The organism is Clostridium cuniculi (genome assembly GCF_004353185.1).
In the GTDB taxonomy this organism is placed as follows: domain Bacteria; phylum Bacillota; class Clostridia; order Clostridiales; family Clostridiaceae; genus Clostridium; species Clostridium cuniculi.
Genome location: NZ_SMUS01000008.1, coordinates 46,257 through 62,952, shown reverse-complemented (window position 1 = coordinate 62,952; position 16,696 = coordinate 46,257). Strand labels below are relative to the sequence as shown.

At 28.9% G+C, this 16,696-nt stretch carries 15 protein-coding genes and 1 other annotated feature; of the genes, 4 read left to right on the top strand and 11 right to left on the bottom strand.

The features are described from left to right. Positions 1–105: 105 nt before the first annotated feature. The 7 genes from EJJ37_RS05470 to purR form a co-directional block, all read right to left on the bottom strand. A complete protein-coding gene (locus tag EJJ37_RS05470) occupies positions 106–1,242 on the bottom strand; it encodes a S1C family serine protease (RefSeq protein WP_133014594.1) in 1,137 nt (378 codons plus the stop codon). Positions 1,243–1,342: 100 nt separating this feature from the next. Beyond that, positions 1,343–2,752, bottom strand: a complete 1,410-nt coding sequence (locus tag EJJ37_RS05465; RefSeq protein WP_133014593.1) for a sensor histidine kinase — start codon at positions 2,750–2,752, stop codon at positions 1,343–1,345. Beyond that, complete coding sequence (locus EJJ37_RS05460) at positions 2,753–3,439, bottom strand: response regulator transcription factor (RefSeq protein ID WP_133014592.1); 687 nt, start codon at positions 3,437–3,439, stop codon at positions 2,753–2,755. Positions 3,440–3,578: 139 nt separating this feature from the next. After that, on the bottom strand, positions 3,579–4,538 hold the full coding sequence (locus EJJ37_RS05455; protein WP_133014591.1) for a ribose-phosphate diphosphokinase: 960 nt from the start codon (positions 4,536–4,538) through the stop codon (positions 3,579–3,581). A 64-nt stretch (positions 4,539–4,602) separates the two neighbouring features. Then, a complete protein-coding gene (gene glmU, locus EJJ37_RS05450) occupies positions 4,603–5,976 on the bottom strand; it encodes a bifunctional UDP-N-acetylglucosamine diphosphorylase/glucosamine-1-phosphate N-acetyltransferase GlmU (RefSeq protein ID WP_133014590.1) in 1,374 nt (457 codons plus the stop codon). 168 nt (positions 5,977–6,144) lie between these two features. Next, positions 6,145–6,429: a septation regulator SpoVG gene (gene spoVG, locus EJJ37_RS05445; protein ID WP_133014589.1), complete on the bottom strand. Its 285-nt coding sequence runs from the start codon at positions 6,427–6,429 to the stop codon at positions 6,145–6,147. A 132-nt stretch (positions 6,430–6,561) separates the two neighbouring features. Further along, on the bottom strand, positions 6,562–7,377 hold the full coding sequence (gene purR, locus EJJ37_RS05440) for a pur operon repressor (RefSeq protein ID WP_133014588.1): 816 nt from the start codon (positions 7,375–7,377) through the stop codon (positions 6,562–6,564). A 419-nt stretch (positions 7,378–7,796) separates the two neighbouring features. Here purR and murC point away from each other — a divergent pair, with 419 nt between their 5' ends. Next, entirely contained in the window at positions 7,797–9,185 is a 1,389-nt protein-coding gene (gene murC, locus EJJ37_RS05435) for a UDP-N-acetylmuramate--L-alanine ligase (RefSeq protein ID WP_133014587.1), read from the top strand. Positions 9,186–9,197: 12 nt separating this feature from the next. Continuing rightward, entirely contained in the window at positions 9,198–10,016 is an 819-nt protein-coding gene (locus tag EJJ37_RS05430; protein WP_133014586.1) for a purine-nucleoside phosphorylase, read from the top strand. A gap of 79 nt (positions 10,017–10,095) precedes the next feature. On the opposite strand, the gene EJJ37_RS05425 is transcribed toward EJJ37_RS05430, so the two are convergent. After that, entirely contained in the window at positions 10,096–11,097 is a 1,002-nt protein-coding gene (locus EJJ37_RS05425; protein ID WP_133014585.1) for a choloylglycine hydrolase family protein, read from the bottom strand. A gap of 129 nt (positions 11,098–11,226) precedes the next feature. Next, a complete protein-coding gene (locus EJJ37_RS05420; RefSeq protein ID WP_133014584.1) occupies positions 11,227–12,303 on the bottom strand; it encodes a M24 family metallopeptidase in 1,077 nt (358 codons plus the stop codon). 195 nt (positions 12,304–12,498) lie between these two features. Here EJJ37_RS05420 and EJJ37_RS05415 point away from each other — a divergent pair, with 195 nt between their 5' ends. Next, positions 12,499–13,197 (top strand): metallophosphoesterase family protein, encoded by a 699-nt coding sequence (locus EJJ37_RS05415; RefSeq protein ID WP_133014583.1) that lies wholly within the window; start codon positions 12,499–12,501, stop codon positions 13,195–13,197. A 684-nt stretch (positions 13,198–13,881) separates the two neighbouring features. On the opposite strand, the gene EJJ37_RS05410 is transcribed toward EJJ37_RS05415, so the two are convergent. Further along, positions 13,882–14,304 (bottom strand): cytochrome b5 domain-containing protein, encoded by a 423-nt coding sequence (locus tag EJJ37_RS05410; protein ID WP_133014582.1) that lies wholly within the window; start codon positions 14,302–14,304, stop codon positions 13,882–13,884. 98 nt (positions 14,305–14,402) lie between these two features. Next, positions 14,403–14,693, top strand: a binding site (T-box leader). A gap of 75 nt (positions 14,694–14,768) precedes the next feature. On the opposite strand from EJJ37_RS05410, the gene asnS reads away from it, so the two are divergent. Then, on the top strand, positions 14,769–16,163 hold the full coding sequence (gene asnS / locus EJJ37_RS05405) for an asparagine--tRNA ligase (protein WP_133014581.1): 1,395 nt from the start codon (positions 14,769–14,771) through the stop codon (positions 16,161–16,163). Positions 16,164–16,441: 278 nt separating this feature from the next. Here the strand turns inward: asnS and EJJ37_RS05400 are convergent, their stop codons facing one another. Next, positions 16,442–16,651, bottom strand: a complete 210-nt coding sequence (locus EJJ37_RS05400) for an alpha/beta-type small acid-soluble spore protein (protein WP_133014580.1) — start codon at positions 16,649–16,651, stop codon at positions 16,442–16,444. Positions 16,652–16,696 lie beyond the last annotated feature (45 nt).

The window sequence follows — 16,696 nt, the reverse complement described above, 5'->3', positions numbered from 1 at the left end:
TATTATACCATTTTTTTAATAATAAAAGTTTTTTATTATTATATCAAATTCAACTTTAAAACAAAAATTTAGACTAACTCTTTGTTAGAATTAGTCTAAATTCATTTATATTAATATCTTAATATCTACATTCTTCATTTCACCTTCACTTAAAACTTTACAATGTAGTATATCATCTTTTTTCTTATTTTGTAATAATTGTATTAAATCATCAACATTTTGAATTTTATATCCATCTACTTCTATAATAATATCTGTAGGTTTAATACCAGCTAAATACGCACTTCCTTCTTTATCTAATTCTTGTATATAGAAACCGCTAAACTCTCTTGTTTCATCAGTAACTACTCCACCCTCAACTATCCCTAAAAGTCTTTTAAATGCATTTGTTGAATTAATCATATCTTGAAGTTCTTCCATTTGTAATCCGTAATAAAGTCCTTCTTCATTTCGTTCATTAGTAATAGATAAATCAGCAATTCCAACTAATTCCCCTTCAGAGTTACAAATTGCACCTCCTGTATTTTTTTCATTTATAGGTGCATTTATTTGTAAAAGTGACTGTTTTTTCCCTTCTTCTATAGTTATCTTTTCATTCTTTGATGTAATGATACCTGGAATTGAACTTCCTATATATTCATCTCCTATAGCATTTCCTAATACAACTATTCCTTGCCCTTCTTTTATACTCTCTGAATCTGCTATTTTTATAGGTTGTAATTCTCCATCAAATTCTATTTTTATTATAGCTAAATTTCTAGCTTCATTTTCAACTAAGATTTTTGCTTTTATTGGCGTTGCTGCCACTGATGATAACTTTACATATATATCACTTTTTTCTTTTATTTCAGAATAATTTGTTAATATTATTCCACTTGAATCTATTATAACTCCAGTTGTATTTCCTTCAAAATATTCATCTGCAGTAAGTTTTTCTACCGAGTCACTAATACTAACTAATGACGGTGATACTTCTTTTATAATTTTTGTATAATCTAATATAACCATATCTGCACTTTCTTTAATTTCTTTAATCTGTTGCATAGTTCCGCCATACTTATTTTTAATATTTATATTAGATATAATTGAACCTAAGACTCCTGCCATTGCTACATATAAAATTATTTTAACACCAAATTTTACCCTTGCTCGAGTAGTATTTTTCTTTTCAAAAATTATATTAGATATCCTATCTTGTGGATCATTCGATATTTTTATTTTTCTGTCTTCTCTATTACTCATATCCACCTCCGACTATTGAAATATTGTATATAAAAAATAACTTCAATATTTCTAATCATATATCAAAATCTAATTTTTGATATTATTTTACTGCATATTTTTAGCTATTTCTTTGTAATGTAAATATAAATCTTACACCTTTATCTTCTACATTTTCTACCCATATATCTTGATTGTGTTGTGATAATATTAATCTTACTATAGGTAATCCTAATCCTGTACTAATTTTATTAGTTCTTGACTTATCACTCTTATAAAATCTATCCCAAATATGGTTTAAATCATTTTCCGAAAGAATATCGCCTGAGTTAAATATACTTACAAATATTTTTTCACCTTTTGTTGATATATTAACTTCTATTTGTCCATTATCTTCACTATATTTAATAGCATTTTCAAGTAAATTAGTCATAACTTGAAGTATTCTATCTCTATCTCCTATGGCAAAGCATCTTTTTTCGTGAAATGTTGCTTTAACATTTAGACCCTTTGTTTGTATCTTATTTTCTAAATTTAATATACACAAACTTATTGTTTGATTAATATCAAACTCAGAAATATGTAAATTAAATTTTCCTGATTCCATAGCTGAAATATCTAATAAATCATTAACAAGCCTAGCCAATCTATCAATTTCATCATAAACTATTTTTAAATAATAATTTTCCTTATCTCTCGGAATAACTCCATCTAATATTCCTCCAATAAATCCTTTTATTGAAGTTATAGGTGAACGTAATTCATGAGAAACATTTGAAATAAACTCTTTTCTAATATTATCAGACTGTTCTATAGACTGTGCCATTCTATTAAATGATTCAGCCAATTCTCCTATCTCATTCTTTCCAACAACTTTAACTCTTTCTTGTACATCACCTTTAGCTAATCTTTTTGCAGCATTATTAATCTCCTCTATTGGTTCTACTACTAATAATTGAGCAAAATATTTTACAATTGCTCCTGCAACTATTACTGCTAATATAATAGATATCCATATTACAAGTATTGTACGCTTTTCATTTATGGGTTCATTCTCAACCATTATTATATAACCATCTAATTGTTTATTAGAATAAATAGGTTTAATAAATGCATCTACTCTTGCATTATCATTATCTTTTATTAAAATTTTTTTATACAGTATATTTCCATTAGTAGGTGTTTTAAATTTAGTTATATCTATATTAGTATACTTAAGGCTACTGTAATCTTGACTAGATACCATATAAACATATCCTAATCTATCTACTACAATTCCATCCATATCATTGGTTAAACACGCTATCTTTAACAATCGATTAACTTCATCGTAAGTACCATCTTGATTGTTTAAATAACTACCTACTGCTTCTGAAACAACATCTAATTGTTTATTTAGTGTATCTACAAGTTCATCATGGCTAAGTCTGTAAAAGCCTACACTTAACACTAATCCAACAAGGATTAATAACCCCCCTGTTATTGAAGAAAAAGTAATTATTAACTTTCGTACTATGCTATTTTTCTTCACCTATCTCACCTCAAACTTATAACCAACACCCCATACTGTTTGAAGCTCCCAATTTTCTCCACCTTTGACCTTTTCTCTTAATCTTTTTATATGAACATCAACAGTTCTTGAATCTCCTGGGTAATCATATCCCCATACTTCATACATAAGTTGTTCTCTAGTGAAAACTTTATTGGGATTACTTGCCATAAAATGAAGTAACTCCAATTCCTTAGGTGCTAACTTCACAACATTTCCTTTATATGTTACTTCATATCCTCCAATATCAATTGTTAAGTCTGAATATTTAATTACATCTTTTGTTTGATTATCAACTGCATATCTTCTTGTTACAGCTTTAACTCTTGCCAATAATTCCTTAGGATCAAATGGTTTTACCATATAATCATCAGCTCCCAGCTCTAATGCAAGTACTTTATCAAAGACTTCACCCTTTGCTGTTAACATTATTACTGGAATATCGCTACTTTTTCTTATGTATTTAAGAACCTCTATTCCATCTCTTCCTGGCAACATTACATCCAATATTACTAACCCTATATCCTCTGATGACACTATATTGCAAGCATCATTTCCATTGAAACATTTCTTAGTAACATATCCTCCACTTATTAAATACATATCTATAAGTTCATTAATATGAGTATCATCATCTACTATTAAAACTTTTCCCAATTTATCTTCCATCTTTTATTCACCTTCCTTATTTATTATTTTATACTATATTTAAAAAAACAATAATAGAGTTTTTATAAAATTTACATTTGTAACACAATATTCAAAAAGCATAAAAATAGACTGCTACATATGTAGCAGTCACAAATTATTAATTTTCAAATAATTTACTTATTGGCTCATCATCATATATTCTTTTAATTGCTTCTGCAAATAATGGTGCAACAGAAATAGATTTAAACTTATCTAATCCTTCTTTTTCCGGAAGCGGAATAGTGTTTAACATTACTAACTCTTCAATTGCAGAATTATTTATTCTTTCAAATGCTGGTCCTGATAATACTCCATGAGTACAGCAAGCATAAACATTCTTTGCTCCTAGCTCTTTTAATGCATTTGCAGCATTTGCTATAGTTCCAGCAGTATCAATCATATCATCGATTAATATGCATCTTTTCCCATTAACATCTCCGATAATATTCATTATCTCAGATACATTTGCTTTTGGTCTTCTCTTATCAATAATTGCAATTGGTGCATTTAATTTATCAGCAAATTTTCTTGCTCTTGTAACACTACCTAAATCAGGTGATACAACAACTACGTCATCTTGATCACTAAATCCTTTATCAACAAAACTCTTAGCTAATATTGGTGAACCTAATAAATGATCCACTGGTATGTTAAAGTATCCTTGAATTTGAGAAGCATGTAAATCCATTGTTAATACTCTATCTGCTCCTGCTGCTGTTAATATGTCTGCAACTAGTTTTGCAGTAATTGGATCTCTTGATTTTGCCTTTCTATCTTGTCTAGCATATCCATAATACGGAATAACCGCTGTTATTCTACCAGCTGATGCTCTCTTAAATGCATCTATCATTATTAATAATTCCATTAAGTTATTATTAACTGGTGAACTAGTTGATTGTACTATAAATACATCTACCCCTCTTACTGTTTCATTAATATCTACTGATATTTCACCATCACTAAAAGTTGAAACTTTTGCATTTCCTAGTGGTATTCCAAGTAAATCAGCAATTTCTTTTGCTAGTTCAGGATGTGAATTTCCTGTAAATATTTTTATTTTTTTCCCATGAGATATCATAATTATGAGACCCTCCTTAATTTGCAATAACGTTTGCCATATTTATCTTATAGTTTAATATATATTATTTTTTCTTAATAAGACCTTTTTTATCTACCCAACCTTCGATATTCCTTTGCTTAGCTCTAGCAACTGCTAATTCTCCACTCTTTACATCATTAGTAATAGTTGAACCAGCTGCAATGTAAGTATTATCTTCTACTGTAACAGGTGAAATTAAATTTGTATTACATCCAATAAAGCTATTATTTCCTATAATAGTTTTGTTCTTATTTTTACCATCATAATTAACAGTAACAGTTCCACAACCAAAATTACAGCCTTCTCCTACCTCAGCATCTCCTACATACGTTAAGTGAGATACTTTAGTATTATTGCCTATTGTAGATTTTTTTATCTCTACAAAATCACCAATTCTTACATTCTTTCCAATTACAGATTGTGGACGAATATAAGCAAAAGGACCAACAGTAGTATTATTTCCAACTTCACTTTCTAGTATCACAGATGATTGTATTTCTACATCTTCACCAATAATACTATTGTTGATTCTTGAATTTGGATATAATAAGCAATTTTTACCTATTACTGTATTTCCTTCAAGAACGTTACCCGGATATATTATAGTATCTTGACCTATCTCTACATCAATACCAATGTATGTTGTATTCGGATCAATTATAGTTACACCATTTTCTAAATGTTTATTATTTATTCTCTTTCTTAAAATAGCTTCAACTTCTGCAAGTTGAACTCTTGAGTTTACGCCTAATGTCTCTTCGTAATTTATTACAAGTGCTCCAACCTTTTCATTTTTTTCCTTCATCATTCCAATTACATCAGTTAGATAATATTCTCCTTGAGAATTATCATTAGAAAGGTTGTCTAAGCATTCAACTAAGCTTTCGATTTCAAAGCAGTACATTCCAGAATTTATTTCTCTAACCTTTAGCTCTTCTTCATTACAATCTTTATGCTCAACTATCTTTAATACTTCATTTTCATTTCTTATAATTCTTCCATATCCTGAAGCATCATCTAAAATAGAAGTAAGTATAGTTGCACTATTTCCACTTTCTTTATGTGCCTTAAATAATTCTTCTATAGTTTCTTCTTTTATTAAAGGAGCATCCCCGTTAAAAACTGCAACTGTCCCTTTTTTGTTTTTTAAGAAATCTATAGCACACTTAACAGCATGACCTGTTCCTAATTGTTCTTCTTGTAATGAATAACTAACATTTCTTGCTTTAGTATTTTCTTTAACTAATTCTGCACCTTTACCTACGATAACATTTATATCCTCTACGTTCCCTTTTCTTAATGTGTCAATTACATGATTAACCATCTCTTTACCACAAACCTTATGTAGAACTTTAGGTAAATCTGATTTAATTCTCTTTCCTTGACCTGCTGCTAATATTAGAGCACATTTATACATAAACTCACCTCTCTATAAAATTTAAGGATAAAATCTAAATTTTATCCCAAAACGTTCGTGCATATTTCTTATATATTATATTGCATTAACTAAAGTATTTCAACACTTCAATAAAATTATAAAATAAGAGGAATATATACGTGTATATATTCCTCTTATTTAAAACTATTATTCAGCTATAACAACGTTTTCTTCTTCTTCTACTGCAGCCTCGTAAGCTTTTAATATAGATGATTGAATTTTTTCCCTAGTATCTGTGTTTATTGGATGGGCAATATCTTTAAATTCTCCATCTGGTGTTTTTCTACTTGGCATTGCAATAAATAAACCATTTTGTCCTTCGATAACTTTAATATCATGAACAACGAATTCATTATCAAATGTTATAGAAACTATAGCTTTCATTTTTCCTTCTGCTGCTATTTTTCTAATTCTAACGTCTGTGATTGTCATTTCACTACACCTCCAGTTGCTTTATAATAATACTATTTCTATAAAAAGTTTAAAAATCCTTTTTTTTACTTGTATTTTTTTAAAATTTTCCATAATTTATTTTATTTGTTTTTAAAGCAACCGGATTTTCTATTAATTTATAAAGGCAGATGGTCTAACATTAAGTTTTTCTTCTTCGTTATTGTATTCTAAGTCAATAATTGAAATATAATCAGATGTTCTCTTATTTTCTATTCCAACGTTATCAACCAATACTCCTGTTCCAACTAATTCACTATCAAATTCTTTTAAAAGATCTTTAATTCCCTCAGCTGTTCCACCACCTCTTAAAAAATCGTCTATAAATACACATTTACTAGATGGCTTCATGCATTTTTTAGCTAATGCCATTTGCTGAATTCTTCCGCTTGTACCTGATACATAATTAATTGTAACTGTTGGTCCTTCTGTAATTTTGTTGTCTTTTCTTATTATTACTAGTTCTATTCCAAGACTTTTAGCAACCTCATATGCTAAAGGAATTCCCTTTGTTTCAACAGTAACTATGTAATCTATATTCATATTTTGAAAATGTGAAGCTAAAATAACTCCAGCTTTACTTACTATTTGTGGATTATACATTATATCTGTCAAATAAACAAAGTTTCCTGGTACAATTCTACCTTCTTCTAATAATGCTTCACATAATTCATTTGCAAACTCTTCTCTGGCTTGTTTACCCATTGAAGGAATAAATTTAATTCCTCCTGCTGCTCCTGAAATAGTCTCTATAGATCCCATTTCTAATTTTTCTAATACTTCTCTAACTATTACTATATCTTCACTAATAGTTGATTTAGCTGCATTTAAAAGCTCCGAAAATCTATTTAGTCCTATAACCTTATTAGGAGTTTCTATTAATATCTTTGTAATGGCTACAACTCTATTATTTCTACTTAACTTTTCCACTTTACTCACCTTCCTTATTTTCTCAAAAACACGAATTTTTTCAATTTATCTCACCCGAATATTCATATTTTATTCTATATTCATTACATTATCAATACTTTTTTAAGTTATTTATCAGTAATTCTTCATATAAGTTATTTTCTTTGTTTAATTATAAAAATTTATCTTTTTTCTTCCATATTATAAACGTTTTATAAATACTTTTCTTCATATATATAATTTGGCTCTTTTTTTGTAAAATATTTTATATATTTTTTATTTTTTGTGTTCAACCTAGCAAATTTGTATATAATTATAAATATATATTAAATGAGAATCTAAATTTTAATTTAATTAATTGAAGTTACATAGAAAATACTCATTAAATATTTAGAAACAAAAATCTCATATTATAATTATACAATAAAGGGGTTGATATATTGTCTTTCGATCTAAATTCAAGTAAAAGTAGAAAAGTACATTTTATTGGAATTGGCGGAGTAAGTATGAGTGGACTTGCTGCCGTTCTATTAACAAAAGGTTATAAAGTATCTGGATCTGATGCTAAAGAATCTGAAGTTCTAAATAAACTTAGAGAATCTGGTGCTGAAATTTACATAGGGCATAAAGGTGAAAATCTTAAAAATGTTGATTTAGTAGTATATACTGCTGCGATTGCCTCTACTAACCCTGAAATAATTGAAGCAAAAAATAAAAATATAGAATTAATGGATAGAGCTGAATTTTTAGGCTATATAATGAAAGGGCATAAATACAATGTTGCTGTTGCTGGAACTCATGGAAAAACAACAACAACTTCTATGTTATCTCATATAACATTAAATGCAAACTTAGATCCTACAATTTTAGTTGGTGGCGATGTTGATGCTATTCATGGTAATTATAAAATTGGTGAAAGTGAGTATTTTGTAACAGAAGCTTGTGAATATAAAGCCTCATTTTTAAAATTCTACCCTTATATAGGAATAATATTAAATATAGACGCAGATCATTTAGATTACTATAGAGATATAAATCACATCGAAGATACTTTTAAAAAGTTCTCTGATTTAATTCCATCTGATGGATATTTAGTTGGTTGTGCAGAAGATCCTAGAGTATTAGAAGTTATCAATTATGCAAAATGTAATACTATAAGCTATGGCTTTACTAAAGGTGATGTAACTGCAACTAATATTTCTTTTAATAATAAAGGTTGTGCTACATTTACAGTTTGTAAAGATGGTGAAAATTTATTTGATGTAACATTAAATACAACTGGTAAGCATAATATACTTAATGCTCTTGCAACTATATGTACCTCTTTAATATTAAATATTCCTACAGAAGCTATAATAAATGGATTAGCTGAATGTAAGGGAGCTCATAAAAGATTTGAATATAAAGGTGAGTTCAATGGTACTACTATAATAGATGATTATGCTCATCATCCTGTTGAAATAAAAGCAACATTAGATACAGCAAAACTTATTGAACACGATAAAACATATTGTGTATTCCAACCACATACTTATACTAGAACAAAAACTCTTTTTGATGAATTTACAACATGTTTCTCTTCTGCCGATGAACTAATTCTAATGGATATTTATGCTGCAAGAGAAAAAGATACAGGTTTAGTATCCTCTAATGAACTTGGAGATGCAATAAGAAAAACTGGATTAAACTGTATAAACCTTCATAGTCATGAAGAAGTTGCTGATTATTTAGCATCAAAAGTTCAACCTAAAGATTTAATACTTACAGTAGGTGCTGGAGATGTTGTTAAAGTTGGCGATATACTTTTAAATAGAGCAAAAGAAAAATAACGAGGTGATTTTATGGATTTATTAACTCAAATTAAAGCTTCAGCTGATTTTATTTTAAAACAAAGTAAATACAAGCCAGAAATAGGATTAATTCTTGGTTCTGGATTAGGTTCATTAGCAGATACTATCGAAGATGCAGAGTATTATAACTATTCTGATATTCCTAACTTTCCTACATCAACTGTAGAAGGGCATGCTGGTAGATTAGTTATTGGTAAACTTGGAAACAAACAAGTTGTTGCTATGCAAGGAAGGTTCCATTACTATGAAGGATACTCTTTAGATAAAGTAACTTTCCCTGTAAGAGTAATGAAATTATTAGGTGTTTCAAAACTTATAGTTACAAATGCTTGTGGCGCTGTTAATAAAGACTTTAATGCTGGAGATTTAATGGTTATTACTGACCATATTAATTTTTCTGGATCAAATCCTTTATTTGGACATAACATTGATGAATTTGGACCTAGATTCCCTGATATGTCTGAAGCTTACAACTTAGAACTTAGAAATAAGGTTCTAGAAGCTGGTAAAGAGTTAGGAATAAAATTACAACAAGGAGTATATGTAATGTTCTCTGGACCTACTTACGAAACTCCTGCTGAAGTAAGATTTGCAAAAATTATGGGTGGAGATGCAGTTGGTATGTCAACTGTTCCAGAAGTAATTGTTGCAAACCACTGTGGTATTAAAACAGTTGGTATTTCTTGTTTAACAAATATGGCCGCTGGAATATTAGATCAACCTTTAAACCATGAAGAAGTTATCGAAACTTCTGCTAGAGTTAAGAATGATTTTATAAAGTTAATGAATAGAGTAATTGAAATAATATAAAAATAGTTAAAGCTACACACTAATCAGTGTGTAGCTTTAATAATATTATCAACTAATATAAAAGTTAAGTGCTTGACACTTAACTTTTTAACTCAAAACATTCCATTAATATAGGAAGCCGTATAATACTGCCTATAAAGGTTGCTTCTGTAATATTCATACAATAATCCCTAAGACTTGCTATCATAATTTGATCATTTTCATGGGTTTTAAAGTAATACTCACATGTATTAGTATTTATAAAAGCAGTATATTTTGTATAATCATATGTTCCCCTATCTGTTATTATAATTCCTTTAGGAATAGAAACACTATTCATAATATGAAAACACGTCATAATTGCTTCTGAACGACTTTTAGGAACTTGTGAATGAGTTTTTAGAAATGCCGTACGAACGAAACGCTCAGGTGATGTAAATCCTCCCGGAAGAGGTATACTTCCTGTACCCTGTCCGAAAGGAGTTAAAGATACATTTCCCCAGTAAACTTCCTTTTGTTGATCAACTGATACATTCATATAATTTCTTAGATTAGTCATATGCCAACCAAAATCAGGACTATTAGCCATAACTCCTATTGGATTATTAATTATCTTAAGACCTGTTTTGGTCTGCTCAATAACAACACATTTACCACTTCTATCGGTAGCAATCCAATGTAATGGAGCTGATGTTCTTGTAACAGGATCTGGTTGACCTATGATACTTATTTTTTTTAATAAACTCTTTAACTCATCTACTGTGCTACAACATCCTAAAATATAATGTATAAAATCTAAAGAACTAATTGGATTTTTATTCTCTATTGGTAAATCATAATAGGCATAACCATTAAAATATAAAGCTGCTGCAGCAAATCCTTTTTCATTTACTCCATCGAAAATCCCTAACATATCATCAATTTTTTGCCCTATACAAATAAAGCTATAGTTATCAATATAATTTTTCATTGTTTCAGTACTATACCATTCGTAATTTTTAGGTATTACATAAAGTCCTGCTTCAATTGGATAGGAAAAATCCATGGTTCTTCCAAAAAAATTTTCACCTTGCATAGATTCTAATGTAATAGCAGTGCACATATTATAAACTCTCCAGCACTATAAATATCGCAATTATAGTATATGTTTTTAAGATAGCTACCGTGTTTATATTTTATAAAAAACTCAAAATCCCTAAATTTATACTATTCATTTTTCATTATTCTAAGATTATAATACTGTGATTTCCTTAGTAACAGAGTTTAATACTTCACATCCATCCTTAGTTACAAGAACTAAGTCTTCAATTCTAACCCCTATATTATCCTTTAAGTAAATTCCCGGTTCAACAGAGAATATCATACCAGCTTTAACTTCATCATCATTAACAGAACTAACATTTCCAAAGTCATGACATTCAATACCTATACTATGTCCTGTTCTATGAGTAAAATACTCTCCATATCCAGCATCAGTAATTAAATTTCTAGCCGCCTTATCAATATCAGAGAATTTAACCCCTTCTTTAATTATAGAAATTGCTTTTTCATTTGCGCTCTTTACTATATTATAAACTTCAGCATGTTCTTTACTTGGCTCTTTGCCTATAAATACAGTTCTAGTCATATCTGAGCAGTAATTTTTATATTTTCCTCCAATATCTAAAACTACACTATCTCCAACTTTTATTTTATCTTTACCTGTTCCATGATGTGGATCAGCACCATTAGGACTTGTTGCTATTATTGGTGAAAACGAAAATCCTGAAGCACCTTCTTCTTCATAAATCTCAGATAAAAGATTTGCATAATACTTTTCAGAAAAACCTGCCTTTAAGTTCTTCCAAAGCTTTAACATAACAGCATCATTTATTCTTGATGATTCCTTCATTATTTGGATTTCTTCGTCATCCTTTATCATTCTTAAAGTATCTATAATAGGTGATGAATTAACAAAAGCTTTTACAACATTTCTTCCCATAAGATCTATTAAGAAGTGTGCTGGTAAATTCTTATCCACTCCTAATACTTCATCTTTTTTCACTATACTAGCCAACCTATCTATTGGATTTTCTATATCATCATACCAAACTATTTCTACACCTAAATCCTCATGTATAGGAAATAACTTATTTACTATAAATTTATGATTGCCTTTAGAATCCAAATATAAAGCTATTAATCTTTCACCAGAACGAATCATCTTTCCTGTTAAATAAAATATAGACTCCGCTGAAGTAACTATTAATTGTGGAATTTTATTTTCCTCCATTTTTATTAATACTTTCTTAACCCTAGAATCTTTCATATGTAACACCTCCATATATTATTTCATCTTATAGTCTTTATAATAACTTAAAATTTTCATATTATCCATAATTTAATTTGCTACTTTTATCGTTTTTTTTATTTATAATGATATAATTATTTTATAAAATTTATCTCTATTTTTTAGTAATAATAATATAAATAGTCTAATTTTGAATACTTGGAGGATAGTAAAATGAAAGTAGCAGTTATATCAGATATTCACGGAAATATTTATGCACTAATGAAAACTCTTGAAGATATCGATGAACAAAAAGTTGATAAAATAATTTGCTTAGGCGATTTAGTTGGATATGGCCCTCATCCAAATGAAGTTGTAGCACTAATTAAAAGACGAGAAATTCCATGTATAAAAGGTAACTATGATGCATCAGTAGTAGATGGTGACTATACCTATATTAGAAACACAGCAATAAACTCATTTGCATTACCTTGGGCAACTAACGAAGTTAGAATTGCAAACAAATACTTCTTAGATTCATTACCAACTTCACTTAACTATACATTTAACGGAGTAAATTTTCTATTTACTCATGGAAGTCCTAATGCAATTAATGATTATTTATTCGAAGATGCAGCTAACACAATAGAAGTTATGAATCAATTAGAGGATGATGTTTTAGTATGTGCTCACACTCATATACCTTGTGCAAAAAAATATGGAAATAAACTGCTAATTAACGTTGGTAGTGTTGGAAAACCAAAAATAGGAAAACCTAATCCCACATATGCAATAATTGAAATTGAAGAAAATGGAGAGGTTAATGTTACATTTAGATATTTAGAATACGAATTTAAAAGAATAGTTAAAGATTGTACTATGCTAAACTTTCCAGCAGCCATTACATCATCTTACGAAACCGGAAAAGAATAAACTTATAACTAAATTGTTTGTTAAAGCTTAAGTGCCGTGATGCCGAAAATTAATGATATTACCTCCAGGAATTAGTGTAATTTTCGTTAAGAATTTATATTATTTTTTCCAGAAAAAGTCCTAAAGCTTCGAAGTTCACTATCGTTTACCTCAGCTTCTTAACGGACTTTTTCCTCCAAAAACAATTAAATTCTAAAACTTAATTACAATATTCATTCCAATAATATCATTAATTTTTCTCTATCACTAGCTTTTAAGCTAAAGGATACAATTTCCTGTGTAACCACCTTAAGAGTTAACGACTTCTGCTATATTTTATATAATAAATTGTTAACTTCTAAATATATATTTTTAAATAAACTAAGAATATTAATATACAAATTAACTTTAATATAAGAAAAATTTGTAGCACAAAACATTAACTATAAAGTAGCATGTTATAAGCAAACACATGTAAAAGAAAAAAATGAAATATTTATTTGGAGGTATCATTGAAATTAAGCCGTAGAATTTAATAATTGATGGAATAAAGTTGGCGTTAAGAAGTTTTTACTGTTTGAGCTAACAGCGAGTTTAAAAGCTTTAGCCAACTTTACGGAATCAATTATATAAATTCTAGGTGAAAATTTCACCATTACCGGAAAATAAATATTTCATTTTTTCGCTTCCATGTGGTGCGCAATATTATTCCATTATTGTTCCAACAATTCGTAGTTTTTTCAATATATCTTTTTCATCCTTATGGCAGGTTTCAAAGTATTCTGTTAAATCTCTTCCTGCACTTAATCCATAATGACTTCCATCAATCCAATGTCTCATAGATGTAACATCATATACAGTTCCATTAATAACTACATAAGCTAAATTCCCATTTTTCCCATTGTATTTAGCTAACTCATCTACTGTAAATACTCTTTGATGTTGTACTTTTTTTACTGCAGTTTTTAACTTACTAGTTTCCTCATCTAAGTATTCTGTTATTTCATCAAAAACCTTTTCCATTACCTTAATTATTGTTTCACAATACTCTTTAGGATATGTTTGCAACAAATTTTTCAATTGATTAATTTCACAATATTTTTGTTGCAAGAAATCTTTTTTAGCCATTATTTCCTCCCAAAAACATTCTTTAAATATATATTATGAAATTGAGTTGCAAATGTTAGCAAAGTGTTGTAAAATCGTATTAATAAAATCACAAATTTTTACTGACTATGACGAGAAGAGTAACTTTTGAAGGTAGTTTTAGCGAGTAAGGGACGGTGTAAGCCTTATACGATATCAACTGTGAAGAACATCTCTGAGTTTCTAACTGAACAAGTGAAAAAGGATTCATCTTTTCCTATGGGCAAGATGTAAACTCGACTAACCAAATTTAAATTTGGAGTCTCACTTAAGTAGGCTTAGACGGCTAAATGTCGTTATTAATTTACTAAGTGGCCTTTTTATTAGGCAATTTGGGTGGTACCACGTAAGTAATTCCTTTCGTCCCATTTATATGGGATGAAGGGTTTTTTTATTGTTTTTATTTAAATTTGATAATAAAAAATATTTTTTAGCAGGAGGTTATTATGAAAAACGTAGTTTTAGTAAAATCACTTTATAGAAACACTGATGAGTATTTATCTAAAGAAATTACAATTTCAGGATGGATAAGAACTTTAAGAGCTTCTAATGCATTTGGGTTTATAGAAGTAAATGATGGTTCTTTCTTCAAAAATATTCAAGTTGTTTTTGATAACAAATTAGAAAACTTTAAGGATATTTCTAAATTACCAATTAGCTCATCAATAAAAGTTGTTGGTACTCTAGTTCCAACACCAGAGGCTAAACAACCATTTGAAATTCAAGCAAAAGAAGTTATTATTGAAGGGATGTCAGACTCTGACTATCCACTACAAAAGAAAAGACATACATTCGAATACTTAAGAACAATTGCTCACTTAAGACCAAGAAGTAACGCTTTTTCAGCAGTATTTAGAGTTCGTTCTGTAGCTGCTTATGCTATTCATAAGTTCTTCCAAGATCAAGGCTTTGTATATACAAATACACCAATACTAACTGGAAGTGACTGTGAAGGTGCTGGTGAAATGTTTAAAGTTACTACTTTAGACTTTGATAATGTTCCAAGAACTGAAGACGGAATGGTTAATTACAAAGAAGATTTCTTTGGTAAAGAAACTAACCTTACAGTTTCTGGTCAATTAAACGCAGAAACATTTGCTTTAGCATTTAGAAATGTTTATACTTTTGGTCCAACTTTCAGAGCTGAAAACTCAAACACAGCTAGACACGCTGCTGAATTCTGGATGGTTGAACCTGAAATAGCATTTGCTGATTTACAAGATGATATGGAATTAGCAGAAGCAATGTTAAAATACGTAATTAAATACGTTATGGATGAATGTCCAGAAGAAATGGCATTCTTCAACCAATTCGTTGAAAAAGGTTTATTAGATAAATTAAATCATATTGTAACTTCTGATTTTGGAAAAGTTACTTATACTGAAGCAGTTGAAATGTTAAAGAACTGTGGTAAGACATTCGAATATCCAGTTGAATGGGGAATTGACCTTCAAACTGAACATGAAAGATATTTAACTGAAGAAATATTTAAGAGACCTGTATTCGTTACTGACTATCCAAAAGATATTAAGGCATTCTATATGAGACTTAATGATGATGGAAAGACTGTTGCAGCAACTGACTGCTTAGTTCCTGGTATAGGTGAAATCATCGGTGGTAGCCAAAGAGAAGAAAGACTTGACGTTTTAAAAGCTAGAATGGCTGAATTAGGGCTTAAAGAAGAAGATTACTGGTGGTATTTAGAACTTAGAAAATACGGAGAAACTAAACACGCTGGATTTGGTTTAGGATTCGAAAGATTAATAATGTACATCACTGGTATGTCAAATATCAGAGACGTTATACCATTCCCAAGAACTACTGGTCAATCTGATTTCTAAAACTTTCAAAAGAGCTAGCAAAAATACTATTGCTAGCTCTTTATTTATTTGATTAAAATTATTTTTAATTTTTTTATATTTATCTGAATAGAAGTTTAAGATTATGTACATAATTATAATGTAAATATAAAACCTGTAATACACAGGTTCCCATCCCCCCATTATTAAAAAAGCGCGTAAGCGCTTTTTTTTACATATAAATGTTAATAAAATATATGATAACAAAAAAGGAAATTAATAATATAATTTCCTTTTTGTTGTATGCTATATAATTTTTATTATTTTATACTTTGTTCGTAGCTTTCAACCATTCTCTTAACCATTTCGCCACCAACACTACCATTTTGTTTTGAAGTAAGATCACCTTTATTTATATTTTCATAATTTTGTAATCCAACTTCAGATGCAACTTCATTTTTTAATCTGTTTAACCCTTGCTTAGCTTCTGGAACTAAATTTCTATTACCGTTACTATTATTTGATGACATCTTTCATTCCTCCTAAGATAAATATTTATTTTACAATAATATGTT